The organism is Kutzneria sp. NPDC051319 (genome assembly GCF_040682195.1).
Lineage (GTDB): Bacteria > Actinomycetota > Actinomycetes > Mycobacteriales > Pseudonocardiaceae > Kutzneria.
Map to the genome: position 1 here is coordinate 63,278 of NZ_JBFBAM010000034.1, position 22,448 is coordinate 85,725.

Annotated in this window: 23 protein-coding genes; 18 read left to right on the forward strand and 5 right to left on the reverse strand. The window is 70.9% G+C overall.

Translation table 11 applies throughout. The features are described 5' to 3' along the window. Positions 1-28 precede the first annotated feature (28 nt). The gene (locus AB0M73_RS28910) at positions 29-1,507 is read left to right on the forward strand and encodes a glycoside hydrolase family 3 N-terminal domain-containing protein (RefSeq protein ID WP_363896779.1); all 1,479 of its coding nucleotides are present in this window, start codon (positions 29-31) and stop codon (positions 1,505-1,507) included. A gap of 197 nt (positions 1,508-1,704) precedes the next feature. Continuing rightward, positions 1,705-2,349 (forward strand): rhomboid family intramembrane serine protease, encoded by a 645-nt coding sequence (locus AB0M73_RS28915; protein WP_363896782.1) that lies wholly within the window; start codon positions 1,705-1,707, stop codon positions 2,347-2,349. On the opposite strand, the gene AB0M73_RS28920 is transcribed toward AB0M73_RS28915, so the two are convergent. Further along, the gene (locus AB0M73_RS28920; protein WP_363896785.1) at positions 2,336-3,109 is read right to left on the reverse strand and encodes a crotonase/enoyl-CoA hydratase family protein; all 774 of its coding nucleotides are present in this window, start codon (positions 3,107-3,109) and stop codon (positions 2,336-2,338) included. The two genes, AB0M73_RS28915 and AB0M73_RS28920, sit on opposite strands and share 14 nt — an antisense overlap. 165 nt (positions 3,110-3,274) lie before the next feature. On the opposite strand from AB0M73_RS28920, the gene AB0M73_RS28925 reads away from it, so the two are divergent. From AB0M73_RS28925 to AB0M73_RS28935, 3 genes are read left to right on the forward strand one after another with little or no spacing between them, the layout of a single operon-like run. Further along, positions 3,275-4,186: an alpha/beta hydrolase gene (locus AB0M73_RS28925; protein ID WP_363896788.1), complete on the forward strand. Its 912-nt coding sequence runs from the start codon at positions 3,275-3,277 to the stop codon at positions 4,184-4,186. Between the two features lie 36 nt (positions 4,187-4,222). Continuing rightward, positions 4,223-4,999, forward strand: coding sequence for a slipin family protein (locus AB0M73_RS28930; protein ID WP_363896851.1), 777 nt, complete (start codon positions 4,223-4,225; stop codon positions 4,997-4,999). Between the two features lie 24 nt (positions 5,000-5,023). After that, positions 5,024-5,371 carry a hypothetical protein gene (locus tag AB0M73_RS28935; RefSeq protein WP_363896791.1) on the forward strand — a complete coding sequence of 116 codons (348 nt, stop codon included), beginning with the start codon at positions 5,024-5,026 and terminating at the stop codon, positions 5,369-5,371. Positions 5,372-5,378: 7 nt separating this feature from the next. Here the strand turns inward: AB0M73_RS28935 and AB0M73_RS28940 are convergent, their stop codons facing one another. Continuing rightward, positions 5,379-5,837 (reverse strand): GNAT family N-acetyltransferase, encoded by a 459-nt coding sequence (locus AB0M73_RS28940; RefSeq protein WP_363896794.1) that lies wholly within the window; start codon positions 5,835-5,837, stop codon positions 5,379-5,381. A gap of 84 nt (positions 5,838-5,921) precedes the next feature. On the opposite strand from AB0M73_RS28940, the gene AB0M73_RS28945 reads away from it, so the two are divergent. The 10 genes from AB0M73_RS28945 (at position 5,922) to AB0M73_RS28990 (ending at position 15,468) form a co-directional block, all read left to right on the forward strand. Next, positions 5,922-7,748 (forward strand): FAD/NAD(P)-binding protein, encoded by a 1,827-nt coding sequence (locus tag AB0M73_RS28945; protein WP_363896797.1) that lies wholly within the window; start codon positions 5,922-5,924, stop codon positions 7,746-7,748. Positions 7,749-7,860: 112 nt separating this feature from the next. Then, positions 7,861-8,664: a 3-oxoacyl-ACP reductase FabG gene (gene fabG, locus AB0M73_RS28950; RefSeq protein WP_363896854.1), complete on the forward strand. Its 804-nt coding sequence runs from the start codon at positions 7,861-7,863 to the stop codon at positions 8,662-8,664. Beyond that, positions 8,657-9,829 (forward strand): acyl-CoA dehydrogenase family protein, encoded by a 1,173-nt coding sequence (locus AB0M73_RS28955; protein ID WP_363896801.1) that lies wholly within the window; start codon positions 8,657-8,659, stop codon positions 9,827-9,829. The genes fabG and AB0M73_RS28955 overlap by 8 nt, the downstream gene beginning before the upstream one ends. Then, positions 9,826-10,917 carry an acyl-CoA dehydrogenase family protein gene (locus AB0M73_RS28960; RefSeq protein WP_363896804.1) on the forward strand — a complete coding sequence of 364 codons (1,092 nt, stop codon included), beginning with the start codon at positions 9,826-9,828 and terminating at the stop codon, positions 10,915-10,917. The genes AB0M73_RS28955 and AB0M73_RS28960 overlap by 4 nt, the downstream gene beginning before the upstream one ends. 14 nt (positions 10,918-10,931) lie before the next feature. Beyond that, positions 10,932-11,393: a MaoC family dehydratase gene (locus AB0M73_RS28965; protein ID WP_363896807.1), complete on the forward strand. Its 462-nt coding sequence runs from the start codon at positions 10,932-10,934 to the stop codon at positions 11,391-11,393. A 116-nt stretch (positions 11,394-11,509) separates the two neighbouring features. Then, positions 11,510-11,905: a DUF5684 domain-containing protein gene (locus AB0M73_RS28970; protein ID WP_363896810.1), complete on the forward strand. Its 396-nt coding sequence runs from the start codon at positions 11,510-11,512 to the stop codon at positions 11,903-11,905. Positions 11,906-11,946: 41 nt separating this feature from the next. Further along, positions 11,947-12,744 (forward strand): enoyl-CoA hydratase, encoded by a 798-nt coding sequence (locus AB0M73_RS28975; RefSeq protein ID WP_363896813.1) that lies wholly within the window; start codon positions 11,947-11,949, stop codon positions 12,742-12,744. A 21-nt stretch (positions 12,745-12,765) separates the two neighbouring features. Beyond that, the gene (locus AB0M73_RS28980; RefSeq protein WP_363896816.1) at positions 12,766-13,587 is read left to right on the forward strand and encodes a MerR family transcriptional regulator; all 822 of its coding nucleotides are present in this window, start codon (positions 12,766-12,768) and stop codon (positions 13,585-13,587) included. Positions 13,588-13,975: 388 nt separating this feature from the next. Further along, positions 13,976-14,908, forward strand: coding sequence for an acetoacetate decarboxylase family protein (locus tag AB0M73_RS28985; protein ID WP_363896819.1), 933 nt, complete (start codon positions 13,976-13,978; stop codon positions 14,906-14,908). Between the two features lie 20 nt (positions 14,909-14,928). After that, positions 14,929-15,468: a PadR family transcriptional regulator gene (locus tag AB0M73_RS28990; RefSeq protein WP_363896822.1), complete on the forward strand. Its 540-nt coding sequence runs from the start codon at positions 14,929-14,931 to the stop codon at positions 15,466-15,468. A 106-nt stretch (positions 15,469-15,574) separates the two neighbouring features. Here the strand turns inward: AB0M73_RS28990 and AB0M73_RS28995 are convergent, their stop codons facing one another. The 3 genes from AB0M73_RS28995 to AB0M73_RS29005 all read right to left on the reverse strand — a co-directional run bounded on the left by AB0M73_RS28995 (position 15,575) and on the right by AB0M73_RS29005 (position 19,501). After that, on the reverse strand, positions 15,575-17,830 hold the full coding sequence (locus AB0M73_RS28995) for a hypothetical protein (protein WP_363896824.1): 2,256 nt from the start codon (positions 17,828-17,830) through the stop codon (positions 15,575-15,577). A 169-nt stretch (positions 17,831-17,999) separates the two neighbouring features. After that, positions 18,000-18,623, reverse strand: coding sequence for a TMEM175 family protein (locus AB0M73_RS29000; RefSeq protein WP_363896827.1), 624 nt, complete (start codon positions 18,621-18,623; stop codon positions 18,000-18,002). Positions 18,624-18,715: 92 nt separating this feature from the next. Beyond that, a complete protein-coding gene (locus AB0M73_RS29005; RefSeq protein ID WP_363896829.1) occupies positions 18,716-19,501 on the reverse strand; it encodes an ESX secretion-associated protein EspG in 786 nt (261 codons plus the stop codon). Between the two features lie 154 nt (positions 19,502-19,655). Between AB0M73_RS29005 and AB0M73_RS29010 the strand changes: the two genes are divergently transcribed. The 3 genes from AB0M73_RS29010 (at position 19,656) to AB0M73_RS29020 (ending at position 22,443) form a co-directional block, all read left to right on the forward strand. Continuing rightward, positions 19,656-20,453 carry a CoA-transferase gene (locus AB0M73_RS29010; protein WP_363896832.1) on the forward strand — a complete coding sequence of 266 codons (798 nt, stop codon included), beginning with the start codon at positions 19,656-19,658 and terminating at the stop codon, positions 20,451-20,453. An 83-nt stretch (positions 20,454-20,536) separates the two neighbouring features. Further along, entirely contained in the window at positions 20,537-21,265 is a 729-nt protein-coding gene (locus tag AB0M73_RS29015; protein ID WP_363896856.1) for a CoA-transferase, read from the forward strand. Then, entirely contained in the window at positions 21,262-22,443 is a 1,182-nt protein-coding gene (locus tag AB0M73_RS29020) for an acetyl-CoA C-acyltransferase (RefSeq protein ID WP_363896835.1), read from the forward strand. The genes AB0M73_RS29015 and AB0M73_RS29020 overlap by 4 nt, the downstream gene beginning before the upstream one ends. Positions 22,444-22,448 lie beyond the last annotated feature (5 nt).

Consider the following 22,448-nt stretch of genomic DNA (forward strand, 5'->3'; position numbering starts at 1 on the left):
AGTCCAATAACGTGTGGAGGGAAGACCGGTGACACGCAGCCCGGAACTGCTCCGTCTGGCCGATGCCGTGCTGCAGCCCGGCTTCGAGGGCACCACGCCGCCGGAGTGGCTGCGCCGCCGGCTGGACGAGGGTCTCGGCGGTGTCGTCCTGTTCTCCCGGAACATCGCCTCCGCCGGCCAGGTCGCCTCGTTGACCGCCGCCCTGCGTGAACACCGGCCCGAGGTGCTCGTCGCCATCGACGAGGAGGCCGGCGACGTGACCCGGCTGGAGGCCGCCACCGGCAGCACCCGGCCCGGCAACCTCGCCCTCGGTGTCGTCGACGACGCCAAGCTCACGGCCGAGCTGGCCCGTGGCCTCGGCCGGGACCTCGCGGCCGTCGGCGTGAACCTCAACTACGCGCCCAGCGGCGACGTCAACTCCAATCCCGACAACCCGGTCATCGGCGTGCGCTCCTTCGGCTCCGACCCGGCGCTCGTCGCCCGGCAGACCGCCGCGTGGATCCAGGGCCTCCAGGCAGCCGGCGTCGCCGCCTGCGTCAAGCACTTCCCCGGTCACGGCGACACCGGCGTCGACTCGCACCTCGCTCTGCCCGAGATCGCCGCCTCGGCCGACGAGATGGCCGCCGTCGCCCTGCCGCCCTTCCGTGCCGCCTTCGACGTCGGCGTGAAGTCCGTGATGTGCGGGCATCTGATGGTTCCCGCCTACGACACCGAGTTCCCGGCCACGCTCTCCCGTCGCATCCTGGTCGACCTGCTGCGGACCGAGCTCGGTTTCGACGGCCTGCTCGTCACCGACGCCCTGGAGATGAAAGCCGTTTCCGACCGTTGGGGTCTCACCGGCGCCGCCGTGCTGGCCATCGCCGCCGGAGCCGACGCCCTGTGCGTGGGCGGCGGGTTGTGCGACGAGGACACCGCCATCGCGCTGCGGGACGCCCTGGTCGACGCCGTCGTCGCCGGTGAGCTGTCCGAGGACCGCCTGCGCGAGGCCGCCGGCCGTGTCTCCTCCTTGGCCTCTTGGGTCGGCACCGTCTCCGACTCCTCCGCCGCCGACCCCGGTCTCGGCCTGGAGGCCGCCCGCCGGGCCGTTCGCGTCACCGTCGCCCCCGGTGAGCGCTCCCTGCCGTTGCAGTCCGCGCCCCACGTCGTCGAGTTCCGGCCCGAGATGAACCAGGCCGTCGACCGCTCCACCCCCTGGGGCCTCGGCGCTCCCCTGTCGGCTCTGATGCCCGCGACGTCCGTCGCCACCTTCACCCCCGCCGACGCCTCCCGCCTGGACGAGATCGCCCTCGACCCCGCGGCCGGGCGGCCCTTGGTGCTGGTCGTCCGGGACGCCCACCGCCACCCGTGGATGACCGCCGCCCTCGACCGCATCCTCGCCGCCCGCCCCGACGCCGGCCTCGTCGAGATGGGCCTGCCCGACGGCCCCACCCGCGGCGCCTTCCACCTCGCCACCCACGGCGCCACCCGCGTCACCGGCCAGGCCGCCGCCGAAGTCCTCGCCGGCTGACCCGCCCCCACTCCCCGCCCGCACCCCACTCCCCCTTTAACGCCACATGCGCTTCCTATATGGCACCTGGCGTCACATGCGCTTCCCATGTGGCATGACGTGCCACATGCGCTTCCTACTTGGCGCCAGGGCGCAAGTGGGAAGCGCATGTGGCGAAAGAGGGGGCTGACCGGCACATATCGGGCTATTCTCCGGCCGTGGTCGAGCAGATGAGCGCCGAGGCGGTACTGGCCGAGGCGCGGCGGGCGTTCTGGGTGATGGTGACGGCGCTGGGCCTGATCTGGGGGATCCAGGTGGTCAACGCGCTGCTGGGGTACAGCCTGAGCTACCAGTTCGGGGTGCAGGCGTGGAACCCGCTGTCGCTGCCGGAGGTGTTCACGGCGCCGTTCCTGCACTACGGGTGGGACCACATCGAGGGCAACTCGGGGCCGCTGTTCATCTTCGGCTTCCTGGCGGCGTTCCGCGGGGTGCGGAAGTTCGTCAGCGTGACGGTCCTGATCATCGTCGTCAGCGGCCTGGGGGCCTGGCTGACGTCGCAGCCGGGCTCGGTGACGGCGGGCGCGAGCGGCGTGGTGTTCGGCTACTTCGGCTACATCATGGTGCGCGGCGTGTTCGACCGGCACGGCATCGACATCGTCATCGGCCTGGTGATGGCCCTGTCGTTCGCCTACCAGTTCTCGGTGATCGTGCCGGGCACGCCGGGCGTCAGCTGGCAGGGCCACCTGTTCGGCTTCATCGCGGGCATCGCGGGCGGCTGGGTCTTCCGCGAGCGCCGGGCGAAGCCGGCAGCGCCGGCCACATCGAGCGTGACGCTGCCGGACCTGCCGACTACTTCCCTGTGAAGACGGCCTGACGCCGCTCCACGAACGACCGCACACCCTCGGCGGCGTCCTCGCTGGCCAGCAGGGGCTGAAGGTCGGCGCCGAGACGGGCGAGAGCGCCGGAAGGGTCGTCCAAGGCGGCACGGGCGGACGCGAGCGTGGCCCGCACGCCGAGCGGGGCCTGGGCGGCGATCCGCTCGGCCAGCTCGATGGCCCGGTCGACCTGCTGGCCGAGGGGCACGACCTCCTGCACCAGACCAAGCCGGTGCGCCTCGGCGGCGTCGAACTCGTCGCCGGTGAGCAGCCACCGCATGGCGTTGCCCCAGCCAGCCGCCTGCGGCATCCGCACGGTCGCCCCACCGAACGGGTAGATGCCACGCTGGATCTCGATCTGCGCGAACCGGGTGCCCTCGGCGGCCACGCGCACGTCGGAGGCCAGCAGCAGCTCGATGCCCAGGGTCAGGCACCAACCCTGAGCGGCGGCGACCAACGGCTTGGTGCGCACAGCGCCGGACACGCCCCAGGGGTCGACGGACCCCTCGGCCAGCGGCAGGCCGGAGCCGCCGGTGCGCGTCGGCGCGACCTGGGCGAGGTCGAGGCCGGCGGTGAAATGGTCGCCGTGGGCGAACAGCACGCCCACCCACGCGTCGGAGTCCCGCTCCAGCTCGCCGTACGCGGCGGCCAGCTCGGCGAGCATGTCCGTGGTGAACGAGTTGCGCTTGTCCACCCGGTCCAGCCCGATCAGCAGCAGGTGCCCGCGACGCTCAACGGTGACCGACATGCCCAACCTCCGCCAGCTGAGTTTCACTTTGAGACTCACCACTCAACCCGAGACGGAGACGGACCGCAAGTGGGGCCTACGACACGGTCCGGTCCGCAGGCGAGCAGGCCTCGGCATACTGGCCAGGTGGTCAACCATCGCGAAGTAACGGTCAACGGTCTCCAGATGCACATCGCAGAGCAGGGGGAGGGCCCGCTGGTCCTGCTGCTGCACGGCTTCCCGGAGAGCTGGTACTCCTGGCGGCACCAGTTCCAGCCGCTGGCCGACGCCGGCTTCCACGTCGTGGCCCCGGACCAGCGCGGCTTCGCCGGCACCGACCGGCCCGAGTCGGTCGACGACTACACGATGCTGCACCTGGTCGGCGACGTGGTCGGCCTGATCCACGCCCTCGGCGAGCGGGAGGCAGTGGTCATCGGGCACGACTGGGGCGCCCCCGTCGCCTGGGCCACCGCACAGCTGCGGCCGGACATCGTCCGCGGTGTCGCCGGCCTGAGCGTGCCGCCGCCGCGCCGGGCCCCGGCCCGGCCGCTGAGCCTGCTGGAACAGCGCTTCGGCAAGGGCTTCTACCAGATCTACTTCCAGGAGCCGGGCGTCGCCGACGCCGAGCTGGGCGCCGACCTCAAGGACACCTTCCGTCGCTTCCTCGTCGCCGCCTCGGGCGACGGCGCGGGCTCGGCCCCGGTGGTGCCGGAGGGGGCCAAGGGCTTCCTCGACACGATGCCGTACCCGGAGACGCTGCCGTCCTGGCTGACCGAGGCCGACATCGACGCGTTCGCCCAGCAGTACGAGCGCAACGGCTTCACCGGCGGCCTGAACTGGTACCGCAACATCGACCGCAACTGGGAGCTGATGGCGACCTGGTCGGACGCGAAGATCACGCCGCCGTCCTTCTACATCACCGGCACCAAGGACGTGGTCCGCACCTTCGGCGGCGGCCCCGGCTTCATCGAGAAGCTGCCGGAGGTCGCGCCCAACCTGCGCGGCGTGCTGGACCTGGAGGGCTGCGGCCACTGGACGCAGCAGGAGCGTCCGGATGAGGTCAACGCGGCGCTGGTGGAATTCGTCAGGGGACTCTGAATCGATGTCCGGGCGTAGCCTGAAATTCTGATGGGCATCGTCCTGGATCTGCTGCTCGGCCTGCTCGGCGTCGGCATCGTCGGGCTGGTCAGCAGCGCGCGGGTCGTGAAGCAGTACGAGCGGGGCGTGGTGTTCCGGCTGGGCCGGGTGCGCGACGCCCCGCGCGGCCCCGGCCTCACCCTGCTGACGCCGGCGGTGGACCGGATGACCAAGGTCAGCGTGCAGATCATCTGCCTGCCGGTGCCGGCCCAGGACGGCATCACCCGGGACAACGTCACCGTCCGGGTGGACGCCGTCGTCTACTTCTCCGTCGTGGACCCGGTCAAGGCGATCGTGGCCGTGCAGGACTACCAGTTCGCGGTGTCGCAGGTGGCGCAGACCTCGCTGCGCTCGATCATCGGCAAGAGCGAGCTGGACGACCTGCTGTCCAACCGCGAGCAGCTCAACCAGGGGCTGGAGCTGATGATCGACAGCCCCGCGCTGGGCTGGGGCGTGCACATCGACCGGGTGGAGATCAAGGATGTCGCGCTGCCGGAGGCCATGAAGCGGTCGATGTCCCGGCAGGCCGAGGCGGAGCGGGAGCGGCGGGCCCGCGTCATCTCCGCGGACGGCGAGCTCCAGGCCTCGCACAAGCTGGCCCAGGCGGCGGCCACCATGGCGGACACGCCGGCCGCGCTGCAGCTGCGGCTGTTGGAGACGGTGGTCGAGGTGGCCGCCGAGAAGAACTCGACCCTGGTGCTGCCGTTCCCGGTTGAGCTGTTGCGTTTCCTCGACAGGGCCACGGAGTATCGCTCGACCAACGGCGGCATGTGAAAGGCGGGACTACCATTGGTTGCCGTGACGGCATTCCCAGCTCGATCCCTCGATACGGTCGCGGGCCTGCGTAGCGCGGTGGACGCCACCCTGACCGAACTGCTCACCGCCCGGCCGGAGCCGGACCGGGTCTGTCCCGGCCTGTCTGCGGCGCTCACGGCCTGCGCCTTCGGCGAGGTCGACGACATCGGCGACGCCCCCGACCTGCTGCGGGCCGCGGTCGACCACGCCCGGCACGACGAGTTCGCCGAGGCGCGCATGCTGCTCGTCGCCGCGCAGCACGTGCTGCGGGCCACGGCCACGCGCCGCGCGCTGCTCATCCCCTCGCGCCGCGACCCCGTGCCGGCGGAGGTCGGCGTCCCCGCCGGCTGAGGATTTCTCACAGTTCTTTCTCGAACGGGAGCGGGCCGCCCAGCGTCTCCGGGTCGGTGTCGACGTCGAACAGCGGCCGGTAGCCGGCCCGCAGGTAGAGGCCGCGCGCCTCGGGCTGCCGCGGGCCGGTGGTGAGAAAAATCCGGCGGTAGCCGTGCCGGGCGGCCTCCCGCTCCAGTTCCGCGACCACCAGCCGGCCCAGGCCCCGCCGCCGGTGGTCGGAGTGTGTCCAGATCCGCTTCAGTTCGGCGGTGTGCTCGTCGTAACGGCGAAAAGCGCCACCGGCGACCGGTTCGTCGCCGTCGTACAGCAGGAGGAACGCGCCGCCGTCCGCCTCTTCGAACTCCTCGTTCGGGTAACCGGACAGCTCCACGTTGCGGCCGTACCGGGTCGTGTACTCGAACTCCAGCTCGCGGAACAGCGGTTCCGCCGCCGGGTCGGACGGCTTCGTGTAGGCGAACTTCACCGGGCCAGTGCAGCGGAATTCCCCGTCCGGCGGAGGACTTCCCAGCAACTGAGACGTGCTCCGCGCGCTGGCTACGCTGGATCCGTGACCACGCTGGTGTTCGTCGGGGCCGGGCCACGGGCCACGGGTCTGCTCGAACGGATCGCCGCCAACCTGCCGGAGTTTCCGCAGGCGCTGGACATCCACCTGGTCGACCCGCATCCGCCGGGGGCCGGCCGGGTGTGGCGTCATGCGCAGTCGCCGCTGCTGCGCATGAACTCCATGGCCGAGGACGTCACGATGTTCACCGACGACAGCGTGGTCTGCGAGGGGCCGATCCGGCCGGGCCCCTCGCTGTACGAATGGGCCGAGCAGGTGCGGGCCGGCGGGCTGGGCGATCCCGTGCTGACCGCACAGGTTCGCGCCTTGCGCGGTACCAGTTTTCCCACCCGGCAGCTCCAGAGTCGTTACCTGGAGTGGGTTTTCGACACCGTCGTCAAGCAGTTACCCGACACCGTCACGGTCACCGTGCATCCGACGACCGCCCTGAGCGTCACCGACGATCCCGACGGTCGCCAGGTGATCGCGCTGGCCGACGGGGAGACGCTGGTCGCCGACCTGGCCGTGCTGACGTTGGGGCACCTGGACTCGGATCCCCTGCCGGAGCACCGGGAGCTGGCGAAGTACGCCGCCGACAACAACCTGCGCTACATCCCGCCGGAATACGCCTCCGACACCGACCTTTCCGGGCTCCAGCCGGGCGAACACGTTGTCATGCGGGGATTCGGGCTGTCGTTCATCGACCTGATGGTGCTGCTGACCGAGGGCCGCGGCGGCCGCTACGTCGAGGCCTCCCCCGGCGTCCTGCGTTACGAGCCCTCGGGCCGGGAACCCGTGCTGCACGTCGGGTCGCGGCGTGGCGTCCCGTACCACTCGAAGACCAACTACCGCCTGCTCGGCCCGCGGCCCGCGCTCCCCCGCTTTCTCACGCCCGAGGTCATCGACACCCTGCCGGCCGGCAGCGACTTCCGTCGGGACGTCTGGCCGTTGGCGGCCAAGGAGATCGCCTGGGCCTACTACCACGAGCTGTTCACCGGCCACCCGTCGCGCGTGCGGATGGACTGGGTCGACTTCGACCGCTGGTACGCCCAGTTGCCGTGGGGCAGCCCGATCCTGGACTCCCTGATCCAGCGGGCCGTGCCCTCGCCCGACGACCGCATCGACTTCGAGGCCCTGGACCGCCCCCTTCGCGGCCTCTCCTTCGCGGAGGACGAGCTTCAGGACCGCCTGCGCGACCACATCGCCGCCGACATCTCGCGCCGTACCGACGATCGGTTCAGCGCCGATCTCGGCGCCTTCCTCGGCCTGCTCAGCTGCTACGGCCAGCTACAGCGGCTCAAGTCGCTGCGCCCCGAGTCCCAGGTGCGGGACCTCGACCACTGGTGGCACGGCTTCTTCAGCTTCATGGCCAGCGGGCCGCCGGACGACCGCCTCCGCCAGCTGCTGGCCCTGTCCGACGCCGGCATCGTCCGCTTCCTCGGCGCCGACATGTGGGTCCGCCCCGCCGACGGCGTCTTCCTCGCCGGCGGCCGCTCCTCCCCTGGCACGGTCGCCGCCACCGCCCTCGTCGAGGCCCACCAGCCTGGCCCCTCCGTGCGTACGAGCGGCTCCGCCCTGCTGCGCGCCTTGGACGGCCTGGAGGAGCTCCTCGTCGACGACTCCTACTCCGTGCACACCGGCCTGCTCCGCATCGCCCCCGACGGCCGCCTGCTCACCCCCTCCGGCCGGCCCCACCCCCGCCGCTTCGGCCTCGGCGCCTACTCCAACGAACGCGCCGTCCCCGCCTTCGCCCGCCCCCGCACCAACGCCCCCGGCTTCCGCCAGAACGACGCCACCGCCCGCGCCCTCCTGGCCACCCTCCGCCTGTTCTGACCCCCGGTTATGCAGGGAAGGACGCCTTACCCTCGTTCAACGCGGGTAAGGCGTCCTTCCCTGCATCCCCCGCGTGACGCGCCTCTACTGGTCGACATACCGCCTGGTCGGTATGCTCGCCGGAAACAGCGCCGTCCAGCTCAAGGAGGAGCACGTGCCGGAGACGAGCCAACGGGTCGCGATCGTGACCGGAGCAGCCCGGGGAATCGGCGCCGCCACGGCGGTGCGGCTGGCTGCGGACGGGTTCGCGGTGGCGGTGCTCGACCTGGACGAGGCGGCCACCAAGCAGACGGTGGACGCCATCGTCGAGGCGGGCGGCCGGGCGATCGGGGTGGGCGCGGACGTCAGCGACGCCGAGCAGGTGCAGGCGGCGGTGGACCGGGTGGCCGCGGAGCTGGGCGGGCCGACGGTCCTGGTCAACAACGCGGGCGTGACCAAGGACAACCTGATCTTCAAGATGTCCGAGAACGACTGGGACCTCGTCATGAACGTGCACCTGCGCGGCTCGTTCCTGATGACCCGGGCGGTGCAGAAGCACATGACCGAGGCCAAGTGGGGCCGGATCGTGAACCTGTCCAGCACCTCGGCGCTGGGCAACCGCGGCCAGGTCAACTACTCCGCGGCCAAGGCGGGCCTGCAGGGCTTCACCAAGACCCTGGCCATCGAGCTGGGCAAGTTCAACGTCACCGCGAACGCCATCGCCCCGGGCTTCATCGCCACCGACATGACCGCGGCCACCGCGGAGCGGATCGGCGTGGGCTTCGAGGACTTCAAGACGATGGCCGCGCAGCAGATCCCGGTGAACCGCGTCGGTGTGCCCGACGACATCGCGCACACCGTGTCCTTCCTGGTCAGCGACGGCGCGGGCTTCGTGTCGGGCCAGGTCATCTACGTCGCCGGAGGGCCCCGTGACTGACCTTGTGGCCAAGGTCGAGCAGTTCCTGGCCGAACACCCCATCGAAGGCGCGGACGCCGTCGAGTGGCTGGGCGCGCGCTTCGACGCGGGCCTGGCCTGGGTGCACTTCCCCGTGGGCCTGGGCGGCCTCGGCGCGTCCCGGTCCGGGCAGCAGGCGGTGGACGAGGCCTTCCTGGCCGCCAAGGCCCCGCAGCCCAACCCGGCCGCGCCGGTGATCGGCTACGGCATGGCCGCGCCGACCATCCTCAAATTCGGCACCGACGAGCAGAAGCAGCGCTTCCTGCGCCCGCTGTACACGGGCGAGGAGGTGTGGTGCCAGCTGTTCAGCGAGCCGGGCGCCGGCTCCGACCTCGCCACGCTGGCCACCCGCGCGGTGCGTGACGGCGACGAGTGGATCGTCGACGGGCAGAAGGTCTGGACGACCATGGCGCACGTGGCCCGCTGGGCCATCCTGGTCGCCCGCACGGACCCGTCGCTGCCCAAGCACCAGGGCCTGAGCTACTTCGTCTGCGACATGACGGATCCCGGCGTGGATGTGCGCCCGCTGCGTCAGATCACCGGCGAGGCCGAGTTCAACGAGGTGTTCCTGTCCGGGGTGCGCATCCCGGACACGGACCGCCTGGGCGCGGTGGGCGAGGGCTGGAAGGTCGCCACCACCACGCTGATGAACGAGCGCGTCACCATCGGCGCGCACGCCGCCGAGCGTGAGGACGGCCTGATCGGCGCCGTCACGAAGACCTGGCGGGAGCGGCCGGAGCTGCGCACGCCGGGCCTGCACGACCGGCTGCTGCGGCTGTGGGTGGACGCCGAGGCGCTGCGGCTGACCGCGGAGCGCCTGCGTCAGGGCCTGGCCGCCGGCCAGCCCGGCCCGGAGGGCTCAGCCGCCAAGCTGACCTTCGCCACGCTCAACCAGGCCATCACCGGCCTCGACGTGGAGCTGCACGGCGAGGAGGGCCTGTCGTACGCCGACTGGACCATGCGCCGTCCCACCAGCGCCGACTGGGCCAGCCGCGACGCCGGCTTCCGCTACCTGCGCATGAAGGGCAACTCCATCGAGGGCGGCACCTCGGAGATCCTGCGCAACATCATCGCCGACCGCATCATGCAGCTGCCCAAGGAGCCGCGCGGCGACGTCGACCTCCCGTGGAAGGACCTGCCCCGATGAGTGACCTTCTTTACGGCGAGGTCGAGAACGACCTGCGGGCGTCCGTCCGGGATCTGCTGACCGACCGGTCGCCGTGGACGTCGGTGCTGGCCCGCGTGGAGACCGACAAGCCGTACGACCTGGAGCTGTGGCGGGCCCTGGCCACCGAGATGGGCCTGGCCGGCCTGCTGGTGCCGGAGGACCTGGGCGGCGCCGGGGCGTCGGCCCGCGAGGTCGCCGTGGTGCTGGAGGAGCTGGGCCGCGCGGTGACGCCGACCCCGTTCCTGGGCAGCGCGGTGCTGGCCACGAGCGCGCTGCTGGCCGCCGGCGACACCGAGACGGTGGCGGAACTCGCTGCGGGGCAACGGATCGGCACGCTCGCGGTGTCGCTGACCACTGCACCCAACGCCGCTTTCCCCGGCGCCGTCAAGGTTGTGGACGGCAAGCTGACCGGTCGCGTCGGCAGCGTCGTGGACCTTGAGGTCGCCGATGTCATTGTGGTGCCGGCGATCGGCGCCGACGGGCCGGAGCTGCACGTCGTGCAGACGGCGTCCGCGGGCGTCACGATCACGCCGATCACGCCGCTGGACCTGACCCGGCGCATCGCCACGCTGGAGCTGTCCGGCGTGGGGTCGCGCAAGCTCTCCGGCGATGCCGAGTCGGCGCTGCGCAAGGCATTGACCACCGGCGCGGGCCTGCTGGCGGCCGAACAGCTGGGCGTGGCCCAGTGGTGCCTCGACACGACTGCCGAGTACGTCAGCACGCGGCACCAGTTCGGCCGGCCGATCGGCTCGTTCCAGGCGCTGCGGCACCGGCTGGCCGACCTGTGGGCCTCGGTGTCCTCCGCGGTCGCCGTTTCCCGTGCCGCAGCCGACGCCCTGGCCACCGAGTCCGATGTGGACATCGCGGTCGCGGTGGCGGCGTCGTTCTGCTCGGAGCTGGCCGTGCTCGCGGCCGAGGAGGCGCTCCAGCTGCACGGCGGCATCGGCATGACCTGGGAGCACCCGGTGCACCTGTACCTGGGGCGCGCCAAGAGCTCCGAGCTGGCCCTGGGCACGCCGGAGCGGCACCGCGACGCGCTGGCCACCTTCGTCGACCTGCCGGCATGAGGGGAACCCAAGCGATGCGCACGTTCGCGAGCCTCGACGAGGTCAAGGCGGCCAGGGGCGAGGAGCTGGGCGTCACCGACTGGCACCTGGTGACGCAGGAACAGGTCAACCTGTTCGCCGACGCCACCGAGGACCACCAGTGGATCCACGTGGATCTGGACAGGGCGGCCAAGGGTCCGTTCGGCGGTCCGGTGGCCCACGGCTACCTGACGCTGAGCATGCTGGCCAAGTTCTCCGGCCAACTGTGGACGGTCGGCGGGCTGTCGATGGCCGTCAACTACGGGCTCAACAAAGTTCGCTTCCCGCAACCAGTTCTGGTCGGCAAGCGGATCAGGGCCCGCGGGCAGCTGGCCGACGTGGCCGAGAACAAGATGGGTCTGCAGGTGACGGTGCTGATCACCGTCGAGATCGAGGGCGAGGACAAGCCCGGCTGTGTGGCCGAGTCGCTGGCTCTCCTGGTGCCGCAGCCCAGGTAATTCCCGGAATAGTCACGGTTCGGAAACTCCGGCGACAGCGGTCTCGTCCGACTGGGACAGTGCTCCGGCGGCGGGCGATCGCCCGCCGTCGGAGTCTTCCATTCCCGGAGCAACAAGTGAATTACGACCAGACGGCGTCCACCGGCATGAGCCCGGCCGTTGCCATCATTCTCGGCCTCGTCTACGCGGCCGTCGTCATCTTCGAGATCGCCGCCCTCTGGAAGGTGTTCACCAAGGCCGGCCGCCCCGGCTGGGGCGCGATCATCCCGTTCTACAACATCTACCTGCTCGTCAAGGTTGCCGGCCGGCCGGGTTGGTGGGTGATCCTCTACATCATCCCGATCGTCAACATCGTCATCCACCTGATCGTCTCGCTGGACATCGCCCGCAACTTCGGCAAGGGTGGCGCGTTCGGCGTGTTCGGCCTGTGGCTGTTCCAGATCATCGGCATCCCGATCCTCGGCTTCGGCAGCGCCCAGTACCAGAGCCCGCGCCCGCAGCAGCAGTTCTGACGACCCTCGGTCATCGCTCGATTCCTTTGTAGGATCGGGCGATGACCGATGTCGTGCTGGCGGAGAACACCGACGGGGTGCTGCTGCTCACCCTGAACCGGCCGGAGAAGCTCAACGCGTGGACCCCGGCGATGGAGGAGCAGTTCTTCGGCGCGCTGGCCGCCGCCGACAAAGACCCTTCCGTGCGGGTGATCGTGGTCACCGGCGCCGGCCGCGGCTTCTGCGCCGGGGCCGACCTGACCGCCCTGGGCGCGGTCGACCCGTCCGCCATCAGCGAGGCGGACATCCACCCCAGCGGCAAGCCCATCAGCTACGCCCTGTCCCTGCGCAAGCCGGTGATCGCCGCCGTGAACGGCCCGGCGGCCGGCATCGGGCTGGTCATCGCCCTCTACTGCGACGTGCGGTTCGCCGCCGCCGACGCCAAGTTCACCACCGCCTTCTCCCGGCGCGGGCTGATCGCCGAGCACGGCGTCGCGTGGCAGCTGCCCCGGCTCGTCGGGGCCAGCCGCGCCATGGACCTGTTGCTGTCCAGCCGAATCCTGCTCGGCGAGGAGGCCGGCCGGATCGGCCTGGTCGACCACGTGCTGCCCGTCGACGAGGTGCTGCCGGCCGCGCTGGCCTACGCCCGCGATCTGGCCGAGAACTGCTCCCCGCGGTCGATGGCGATCATCAAGCGGCAGGTGCTCCAGGCTCTGGAGTCCGATGTGGACACCTCGCGGCGGGAGGCCGTGCGGCTGATGCTGGCCTCGTTCACCGAGGACGACTTCCGCGAAGGTGTGCTGAGCCACCTGGAGAAGCGGCCGCCGCGGTTCGCGGCGCTTGACCCTGACACCGTGTGAGCCCCTAGACCTGACGGCATCATGTTCAGCATCGGAGACTTCGCCCGCCTCGGGCTCGTGTCGGTCCGCATGTTGCGGCACTACGACGGCATCGGACTGCTGCCGCCGGCCCGTGTCGACGACACCACCGGCTACCGGTGGTACGCCGCCGACCAGCTGCCCCGGCTCAACCGGATCGTCGCGCTGCGCAAGCTCGGCTTCACCCTGCACCAGGTGGCCGGGCTGCTCGACGACACCGTGAGCGCCGAGCAGCTGCACGGCATGCTGCGGCTGCGCCGCGCCGAGCTGGCGGCCCAGGTGGCCGCCGACAGCGCCCGGCTGGCCCAGGTCGAGGCCCGTCTCCGAAGCATCGAGAGGGAGGGCAAGATGCCGTCGGTCGACGTTGCGCTCAAGAAGGTGCCGCCGGTTCGGGTGGCCGAGCTGACCGCGCTCGCCGCCAGCTACGCGCCGGAGGACATCGGGCCGGTGATCCAACCCCTGTACGGCCGCGTGGAGGCCGAACTGGCCCGGTCGGGTCTGACCGTGGCGGGGCCGGGAATAGCGTACTACGAGGAGGTTCCGGACGGCGTTCTCGTGCATGCCGCCCTGGAGGTGTCGGGAGAGCCTGCCGCGGACACCGGGTTGCGGGTGACGACGCTGCCCGAACTCCAGGAGGCCGCCACCGTCGTGCACCACGGTCCGATGTCCGAGTGCGGGCCGGCATTCGACGAGCTGGCCCGATGGCTGTCGGAGAACGGTTGCCGGGGTGGGCAGTACGCCCGCGAGGTGTACCTGCACTGCCCGCCCGGTGTGGAGCAGCAGGGGTGGGTCACCGAGCTCCAGATCCCGGTGGTCCGGGACTGATCCGAAGGGGTGGCTGGTCGTGGCCCGCCGCCACGTGACCACGACCAGCCACTCCACAGAGTGTGTCCGCCCTGGCACTGTCCGGCAATGCTCCAGTTGGAAGCGCTCTCATCGACCGGTTTACGCCAAACGGCCGACGACATCTTTCACGTAATGCATTAAGCCCGCCCCAGACCCCGCCGGACACCCCCGCGAGTCCCGCTCAGCGTCACACCGAAATACGGTTTCCGGCAGCCCGGGTTTCTCGTCGCCGGTGACCGGTTCCGCGGGCCGCTCGGCCTTTCGGGCAGCCGTCCCCGCAGGCTTGATCGTCGTCCGCCGGGGCGGGCGGTGATCGCCGGTAGCGTCGGCCGCGTCGCGAAAATCCCACCCACACAAGGAGAAGCGCGTGTCCGACGAGAACACGGGCCGGGGCGAGTTCGCCAGACGGAGCCTGATCGCTGGCGGCATCGCCGCGGCCGCGACGGCCGCCGTCGCGGCGCCCGCGGTGGCCGCTCCGGCGACCACGAGCCAGTCGGCGGAGAAGCTGCTGGGCTACAGCCTTCCGTTGAGCGCCAAGGGGACCGCGAACATCGTGCCCGCGCCGCCGTGGCACTACGCCGGCGACGTGGTCGGCGTCGAGTTCTGGACCACGCCCGCCGCCGCGGCGGCCGCGCTCCCGTCCGGGCTGACGCCGGACCCGACCACCTCCGGCCACGCCTACGCGCTGTTCGTCGACTGGCAGTGGGCCGGTTCCCACCAGGAGTACCTGGATCCGGTGCGCAGCCAGTACTCCGAGTTCCTGATCCTGATGGACGCCCAGTTCCAGGGCAAAGCGGTGGCCTGGTGCCCGTACATCTGGGTCGACAACGACGCCGCGCTGGCCCGGGGCTGGTTCCAGGGCTTCCCCAAGAAGCTGGGCGCCGTCCGGCAGACGCGGGCGTTCTCCGTGCCGGGACAGGCATCCCCGGTCGTCGGCCCGGGCGGCCAGTTCGGCGCCAGCCTGTCGGCCGCCGGACGCCGGCTGGCCGAAGCGCAGATCACCCTCCAGGCGCCGTCGGCCACGCTGCCGGCGCTGGGCCGGCCGATCGTGAACCTCCGGCACTTCCCGCGCCTGATCGCCGGCCAGTACGACAACCCGTCCGTGCACGAGCTGACCCAGTCCGTTTTGGACACTCCGGTCGTCGGCAACAACTGGACCGGCGCCAGCACCCTGAACTTCTTCGCCGCGCCCGGCGAGGAACTGGCCGACCTCCAGCCCGTGCGGACCGGGGCCGGCTTCCGCGGCTCGCTGTCGTACACCGTGACCACGCTGACGATGCTCTCCGGCCCGGACGCCTAGCCGTGCCATAAACTGCGGTGATGAGCCTGCGGTTTGCCCTGATCGGTCTCCTGCGCGAACGGCCGGCCAGCGGCTACGACCTGATGCGGGTCTTCGAGAAGTCCCTGCACCAGGTCTGGCCGGCCACCAAGAGCCAGGTCTACGCCGAGCTGGCCAAACTGGCCGACGCCGGGCTGATCGAGGTCACCGACGAGGGCCCGCGCGGGCGGCGGGAGTACGCCCCCACCGAGGCCGGCCTGGCCCAGCTGCGGCACTGGCTGGTGGAGATCACGCCCGAGGAGAACCAGCGCAGCGAGACGCTGCTGCGGGTGTTCCTGCTCGGGGCGGTGGAACGACCGCAGGCCAAGGAGTTCCTGCTGGCCGTCCGGGAGCGCACGCTGGCCGACCTGGCCCGGCTGGACGCGCTGACGGCCGGCATCGACTGGGACCGGCGCCGGGACGACGACGATGACCTGGTGCGCTACGGCCTCATGGCGATGGAGTGGGGCCGCCGCATGATGGAGATGACCCGCGACTGGTCCGAGTGGGCCGCCGCCCGCATCCCCGACCCCCGGTCCTGAACCCCCGCGAGTCCCGCTCTCCGTCACACCGAAATACGGTTTCCGGCACACATGCGCTTCCCATTTGCGCTCAGGTGGCAAATGGGAAGCGCATGTGGCACACCGGCTAGTTGGCGCTGAAGCCGCTGAAGTCGACCTCGGCGGTGGTGCGGGGCGCGTGCGAGATGGCGTACACGCCGACGTCTTGGGTCGCGGCGGCCGACGGCACGGTGCCGGTGCCCACGAGGTTCCAGGTGACGCCGTCGGTCGAGTAGTAGCCGCTGAACGTGGTGCCGCTGCGCACCAGCTTCAGCCACGCCGGGTACACCGCGGTCGCCACGGAGGCCTGCTGGTCGAGCAGCCCGTCGCCGTCGCTGTCCCAGTCGAGCAGGAACCCGTTGCCGGGCGTCTCGGCCAGGATCACGTGGCCCGCGCCGGCGTTGGCGTTGCTGATGTCGTTGCGCACCATGATGCCGGCCTTGGCCCAGACGTTGCTGTTGGCCTGGGAGTCGATCCGCACGACGGTGGTGGAGCCGTCGTGTTCCTTGCCCGGCAGGTACATCGCGCCGTACTCGTTGGTGCTGCCCCACAGGTCCGCGCCCTGGGCCTGGATGCCGAGCCGGTCACCGAGCTGGCTGAACTGGGCGGTCGTGGAGGCGAACGTCTTGTACGGCCCGGTGACCGGATGGCTGACGGTCGTCGAGTCCGCCGCCGCGAGCTTGCCCGAACCGCCGATGAGGTAACGGAAGTCGGCGCTCGCGTTGACCGAAGCCGTGGTGAACAGGGTGTCCGACGCGGCGATCGTCACCGTGAACGGGATCCGAATCTTCTCCCCCGGCCACACCACCGACCGCGACGGCACCGACGCCGGCGTCACCGTGGCGCCGGAAGATGCCTTCAGGGCAAGGGAAACGTCCCGGACCGGGGTCGAGCCGTTGTCCACGAACTCCAGCACGCCGGTCCGCTTCAGGGGATCGGCCCCGACCGCGTCCCACGTCAGCGAGACCGAGGTGTTGGGCTTGGCCAGCAGATCCGCGTGGTGCAGCGCACGAACCCGGTACAGGGCAACGCCATGCGCCGGCACGTCGGTGGAGATGGTCCCCGTCGACTCCGACTTCGCGCCGGTCCACAGGTCCTGGAGCGAGTAGTCAACGGCACGGGAAAGCCCCAGCGCGGCAACGGTCGTGGAGACGGCGCGCGGGGCGCCGGCAGTGTTGAACAGGCCGACGATCACGTCGCCGTTGGTCTCCTTCTTGGCGAACACCTGCGTGTCCGCGTCGCCGGAGATCCGCTTGGCGTCGATGCCGTCCTGGTCCACTGCCAGCACGTCGGCGTTGCGCAGCAACGAAAGGTCGCTGGCGTCGAGGTGCGTCAGGTCGGTGCCGAGGATCAGCGGCGACGCGGCCAGCGACCAGAGGCTCGCCTGCGTCCTGCGCTCGTCCGGGGTCAGGCCGTCGTTGTCGCCGTTGCCGATCTCCAACGAGTCGTAGTCGTTGAAGCCCTTGGGACCGCCGTTGCCGGCCCACGCCGCGACCTGGTCGAAGCGCGAGGCGACCGACGCCCACGACGTCAGCGGGAAGCTGGAATCGTCGGCGCCGCAGTAGCATTCCACGTCGCCGCCGGTGCGCCAGCCGTCGGCCAGGTCCTGCCATGCCTTGGCATTGTTGATGTCCAGGCTGTTGGACAGCTCCAGGTGGATCTTGCGACCGGTGTTGACCAGTGCCGTGGACCAGGCCTGCACGTCCTGGATGTCCTGCGTGCCAACGCCGTCCAGCTTGAGGTAGTCGACGCCCCACGACGCGAACTGCTTGGCCCAGCCGTCGATGAACGCCTGGGCGCCGGGCTTGGTGTAGTCGATGCCGACCATGCCGCCGCAGTTGTAGTTGGCCTCGTTGTAGGAGGTCGCGATGTCACGGGCGTGGTAGGGCGTGCCCTCGATGGCGCTGTTCTGCTCCACGGCCTGCTTGGAGATGCCGGGTGTCATGTACAGGCCGAACTTCAGGCCCAGCGAGTGCACGTAGTCGGCGGTGACCTGGATGCCGCTCTTCGATCCCTGCGCCGGGAACTTGGTCGAGTCGATCACCCAGCGGCCGTTCTGGTCCACGTTCGGCCCCTGCGCGCCGGGGCACTGGTACCAGAAGTCGTCGATGTTGACGTACTGATAGCCGAGTTTGGTCAGACCGCTGTCCTTCATGGCCTTGGCCTGCGCCTCGATGATGGCGGCGGTCGGGTTCTTGCGGATGAAGCTCCAGCTGCTCCAGCCCAGCAGCGGCTTGGCCGTCGGCGTGTTGTCGGCGGCGGCCGTGGCCGGCGAACCGACCGCAGCCACGCCGCCGATCGCCAGCAGAACGGCTAATGCCGTGGTCAGGGCGCGTTTCCTCATGCGTCGGCGTTCCTTCCACCCCGGTGTGAAAGCGGCACGACTCCACTCATGACCGAACGGAATCGAACACGACTCGCCAGAGCTCACCAAACACGCTGACGGGTGTCAAGAGCGGGTGAGGATGTGGGCAACAGCGAGCGCACACCGGGACGCCCGCCGACGCCGCAGGTCAGGCGGTGCGTCGCCGGACCAGATGCACGCCCATGCGCAGCACTGGCAACAGCAGCGAGCACAGCGGGGCCAGCGTCGTCACGAACGCGACCGGGATCGACACCGCGAACATCAGCACCACCGCGGTCATGAACTCGGCGGCGTCGGCGATCACCTCGTCCGGGGTGTTCGGCCGCAGCAGCCCGCTCCGGCGCAGGTCCGCGAAGGCCAGCAGCAGGAACAGACCGGCCAGCGCCTGATTCACGGCGTACACGGTGAACTGCACCGGGAACGCGTCGACCTCGCTGGTCAGCAGCTTGGTGGTGAACGGCATCAGCACGATCATGAGCAGCCACAACAGGTTCCACCGGATCACCCGGCCTTCCAGCCCCGCGACGTAACGGAACAGGCGTTGGTGGATCAGCCAGTGCATGGCCACGGCCGCGAAGCTGATCAGGAACGCGACATACTCGGTGGAGTGCCCGCCCAGGAACTGGAGCAGGCCGTCGTTGCCGTGCACGCCCCCGGTCGGCGTGGGCAGCTCCAGCGCCAGCAGCGTGATGGCGATGGCGATCACCGCGTCCGAGAAGTAGATCAGCCGTTCCGGGGCGCCGACCTCGGGGCGTGCAGCAGTCTCGGACATTTCTTTCCCCTCACAGTCCTGAATTGGACGGTCCAAAGCTTGACTGTCGCCCAGGCGCGCGTCAAGAGAGAGAACGGTCCAATACCGGACGGTCAGCGGGCGGTGCGGATCATCTCGCCGAGGCGGTAGACCATGCGCGAGCCGTCGCCCGGGGACACCGTGGCCCAGTCCTGCCCGTCACGGCCGCGCGCGACCACGCTGTAGTAGCGGCCGGCGGCGTTGTCGAACCAGCTCATGCCCGGCAGCCGCCGCACCCGGCCCCGCTCGTCGTACAGGCCGACGCCGATCTGCCCGAGCCGCAGCACCGCCGGCTCCAGCATGGCCGCGAGGGCCTTCTGCTGGTCCTTGGACACCGACGCCGCGGTCCGCCGCGTGACGGCCATCTGCGGCATCGCCGACCGTCCGTCGCCGGAGGCCCCTACCAGGCCGGCCGGCAGCGAGATCTCCTGCCCGGGCCCGGCCTTTGTCGGCGGCAGCAGGCTCACGATGCTCGCCGCCAGCGCCGTGTCCCGGGTCCACTCCAGCCGGACCATCTGTCCTTCTTGGACCATCAGCACGGCGTCCCGCCCCCGCGCCGCCGCGGCCGCGCGCAGCATCGACGACTGCGCGGCCTGCACGTCGACGGTGGAGATGGTGTCCAACTGAATGTGCGGCCGGGCCACCAGGGCCATCGCCGCCGCAATCGGTTGCGCCACCCGCCCCCGCTCGGTCACGCCCCGCTCTTCGAGGTCGGCATGGACCGCGGCACGAATACGTGACCGTTCCTCATAGGTCTCCCCGTAGCTGGGGATCTGGAACGGGTAGGGCGGCGAGCCCAGCCGCAGCTCTTCCCAGAGCACGTCGAACGCGGCCAGGGACACAGTGACGATCGGTGACATCGGCACCGAAGTTACCGCACTTGCCGCGACCGGACGGGTGGAACGGCGGAGTCACATTGACGCCACCGCCCGAGCCGCAGTATGTTCGGACAGAGAACGAGCGTGCGCATTACGAACACAAGACACGGTTGACCGGATCACCGGAGGACGGCAGATGGCACGGATCGGGACCCTCGCGGAGGGGGTGGCGGCGGTCGTCCGCGACGGCGACACGGTGGCGTTCGAGGGCTTCACGCACCTCATCCCGTTCGCCGCCGGGCACGAGGTGATCCGGCAGCGGATCCGCGACCTCACGCTGGTCAGAATGACCCCGGACGTGCTCTACGACCAGTTGATCGGCGCCGGCTGCGCCCGCAAGCTGGTGTTCTCCTGGGGCGGCAACCCCGGCGTCGGCTCGCTGCACCGGTTCCGCGACGCCGTGCAGCACGACTGGCCGGCCCCGCTGGAGCTGGAGGAGCACAGCCACGCCGGCATGGCCAACCGCTACGTCGCCGCCGCCTCCGGGCTGCCGTTCGCGGTGCTGCGCGGCTACCGCGGCACCGACCTGCCGGCCCAGACCGACAACATCAAGCCGATCACCTGCCCGTTCACCGGCGAGGTGCTGACCGCGGTGGCGGCGCTCCAGCTGGACTCCGCCGTCATCCACGCGCAGCGGGCCGACCGGCAGGGCAACGTGCAGCTGTGGGGCATCACCGGCGTGCAGAAGGAGGCGGTGCTGGCGGCCAAGCGCTCGCTGGTCACGGTCGAGGAGATCGTGGACGAGCTGGCGCCGGTGCCGGGCGCGGTCGTGCTGCCGTCCTGGGCGGTCGGCCACGTCGCGGCCGTGCCGGGCGGCGCGCATCCCTCCTACGCCGCCGGGTACTCCGTGCGGGACAACGACTTCTACCAGGAATGGGACGCGATCAGCCGGGACCGGGACGAGTTCACGCGCTGGCTGGAGGACCTGAAGTGAGCGAGCTTGCGAGCGAGCCAGTCAACACAGGGAGTGCTCTCGCTGCCGACGAAGGAGGCGGCGTGAACTACACGGCCGACGAGATGATGACCGTGGCCGCGGCGCGGGCGCTGGGCGACGGCGTGGTCTGCTTCGTGGGCATCGGCCTGCCGAGCACCGCCGCCAACCTGGCCCGCCGCACCCACGCCCCGAACCTGGTGCTGGTGTACGAGTCGGGCACGCTCGGGGCCAAGCCGGACCGGCTGCCGCTGTCCATCGGCGACGGCATCCTGGCCGAGACCGCCGACGCCGTGATCGGCGTGCCCGAGGTGTTCAACTACTGGCTCCAGCCCGGCCGCATCGACGTGGGCTTCCTCGGCGCGGCCCAGATCGACAAGTTCGGCAACATCAACACCACCGTCATCGGCGGCGACTACCGCAATCCCAAAGTGCGGCTGCCCGGCGCGGGCGGCGCGCCGGAGATCGCGGCCTCGTGCCGGGAGGTCGTCGTGGTGGTGCGGCAGAACCAGCGGGCCTTCGTGGACCGGGTCGACTTCGTCACCTCCTTCGGCTTCGGCCGCGGGCCCGGCGAGCGGGAGGCGCTCGGCCTGCGGGGCGGCGGCCCGCGCCGGATCATCACCGATCTCGGCGTGCTGCAACCGGATCCGGACAGCTGCGAGTTCGTGCTCACGCATCTGCACCCGGGCGTGGAGCTGGCCGACGTGAAGGCCGCCACCGGGTGGGACCTCGGCGTCTCCCCCGACCTGAGCCGGTCGGACGCGCCGACCGAGCGGGAACTGTCCGTGCTGCGTGCCCTGAAGGCGGCGTCATGACCACCGACGTGTTCATCGCGGACGCCGTCCGCACCCCCATCGGCAAGTACGCCGGCGGCCTGGCCAAGGTCCGCCCGGACGACCTGGCCGCCAGCACGTTGAAGTCATTGCTGGCCCGCAGTCCCGAGCTCGACCCGGCCCGCATCGAGGACGTGGTGCTCGGCGACGCCAACGGGGCCGGCGAGGACAACCGAAACGTGGCCCGCATGGCCACGCTGCTGGCCGGCCTGCCGGTGTCGGTGCCCGGCAGCACCGTGAACCGCCTGTGCGGCTCCGGCATGGAGGCCGTGATCGGCGCTTCCCGCGCGGTCGCAGTCGGCGACGCCTCGATCATCGTGGCCGGCGGCGTGGAGTCGATGACCCGCGCGCCATGGGTGCTGCCCAAGCCCGACCACGCCTTCGACCGGGCCCACGAGACGCTGCACTCCACGACGCTGGGCTGGCGCATGGTCAATCCCGCCCTGCCCGACCAGTGGACCGTCAGCCTGGGCGAGGCCACCGAGATCCTGGCCGAGAAACACGGCATCGGGCGCGAGGCCCAGGACGTGTTCGCCGCCGCCAGCCACCACAAGGCCGCGGCCGCCTGGGAGAAGGGCGTGTTCGCGGACGAGATCGTGCAGGTGCCGGGGGCCGAGCTGGAGCGGGACGAGAACATTCGCCCCGACACCTCGGTCGAGAAGCTGGCCCGGCTCAGGCCGGCGTTCCGCCCCGACGGCACCATCACCGGCGGCAACGCCTCCCCGCTCAACGACGGCGCCGCCGCGCTGGTCATCGCCGACCAGGCCGGAATCGACTCCTTCGGCGGCCGCCCGCTGGCCCGCATCGCCGCCCGCGCCGCGCACGCCGTCGAGCCCCAGTTCTTCGGCATCGGCCCGGTGGAGGCGGCCAACCGGGCGCTGGCCAAGGCCGGCATCGGCTGGTCCGACCTGAGCGTGGTCGAGCTCAACGAGGCCTTCGCCGCCCAGTCCCTGGCCTGCCTGTCGCTGTGGCCCGAACTGGATCCGACCATCGTCAACCCGCACGGCGGCGCCATCGCCATCGGGCACCCGCTGGGCTGCTCCGGGGCACGCATCCTGGGTTCGCTGGCGTGGGAGCTGCGCCGCCGCGGCGGCGGGTGGGGGCTGGCCGCCATCTGCATCGGCGTCGGCCAGGGCCTGGCCGTCGTCCTCGAAGCGTGACCTGG

What these genes read in the sequence shown, in the direction of transcription:
- AB0M73_RS28920 (WP_363896785.1), bottom strand. Translation starts at nt 3,109, where the DNA reads ATGTCGGTCACCGTTGAGCGTCGCGGGCACCTGCTGCTGATCGGGCTG.
- AB0M73_RS28925 (WP_363896788.1), top strand. Translation starts at nt 3,275, where the DNA reads ATGCACATCGCAGAGCAGGGGGAGGGCCCGCTGGTCCTGCTGCTGCAC.
- fabG (WP_363896854.1), top strand. Translation starts at nt 7,861, where the DNA reads ATGCTCGCCGGAAACAGCGCCGTCCAGCTCAAGGAGGAGCACGTGCCG.
- AB0M73_RS28960 (WP_363896804.1), top strand. Translation starts at nt 9,826, where the DNA reads ATGAGTGACCTTCTTTACGGCGAGGTCGAGAACGACCTGCGGGCGTCC.
- AB0M73_RS28965 (WP_363896807.1), top strand. Translation starts at nt 10,932, where the DNA reads ATGCGCACGTTCGCGAGCCTCGACGAGGTCAAGGCGGCCAGGGGCGAG.
- AB0M73_RS28975 (WP_363896813.1), top strand. Translation starts at nt 11,947, where the DNA reads ATGACCGATGTCGTGCTGGCGGAGAACACCGACGGGGTGCTGCTGCTC.
- AB0M73_RS28980 (WP_363896816.1), top strand. Translation starts at nt 12,766, where the DNA reads ATGTTCAGCATCGGAGACTTCGCCCGCCTCGGGCTCGTGTCGGTCCGC.
- AB0M73_RS28990 (WP_363896822.1), top strand. Translation starts at nt 14,929, where the DNA reads ATGAGCCTGCGGTTTGCCCTGATCGGTCTCCTGCGCGAACGGCCGGCC.
- AB0M73_RS28995 (WP_363896824.1), bottom strand. Translation starts at nt 17,830, where the DNA reads ATGAGGAAACGCGCCCTGACCACGGCATTAGCCGTTCTGCTGGCGATC.
- AB0M73_RS29000 (WP_363896827.1), bottom strand. Translation starts at nt 18,623, where the DNA reads ATGTCCGAGACTGCTGCACGCCCCGAGGTCGGCGCCCCGGAACGGCTG.
- AB0M73_RS29005 (WP_363896829.1), bottom strand. Translation starts at nt 19,501, where the DNA reads ATGTCACCGATCGTCACTGTGTCCCTGGCCGCGTTCGACGTGCTCTGG.
- AB0M73_RS29010 (WP_363896832.1), top strand. Translation starts at nt 19,656, where the DNA reads ATGGCACGGATCGGGACCCTCGCGGAGGGGGTGGCGGCGGTCGTCCGC.
- AB0M73_RS29015 (WP_363896856.1), top strand. Translation starts at nt 20,537, where the DNA reads ATGATGACCGTGGCCGCGGCGCGGGCGCTGGGCGACGGCGTGGTCTGC.
- AB0M73_RS29020 (WP_363896835.1), top strand. Translation starts at nt 21,262, where the DNA reads ATGACCACCGACGTGTTCATCGCGGACGCCGTCCGCACCCCCATCGGC.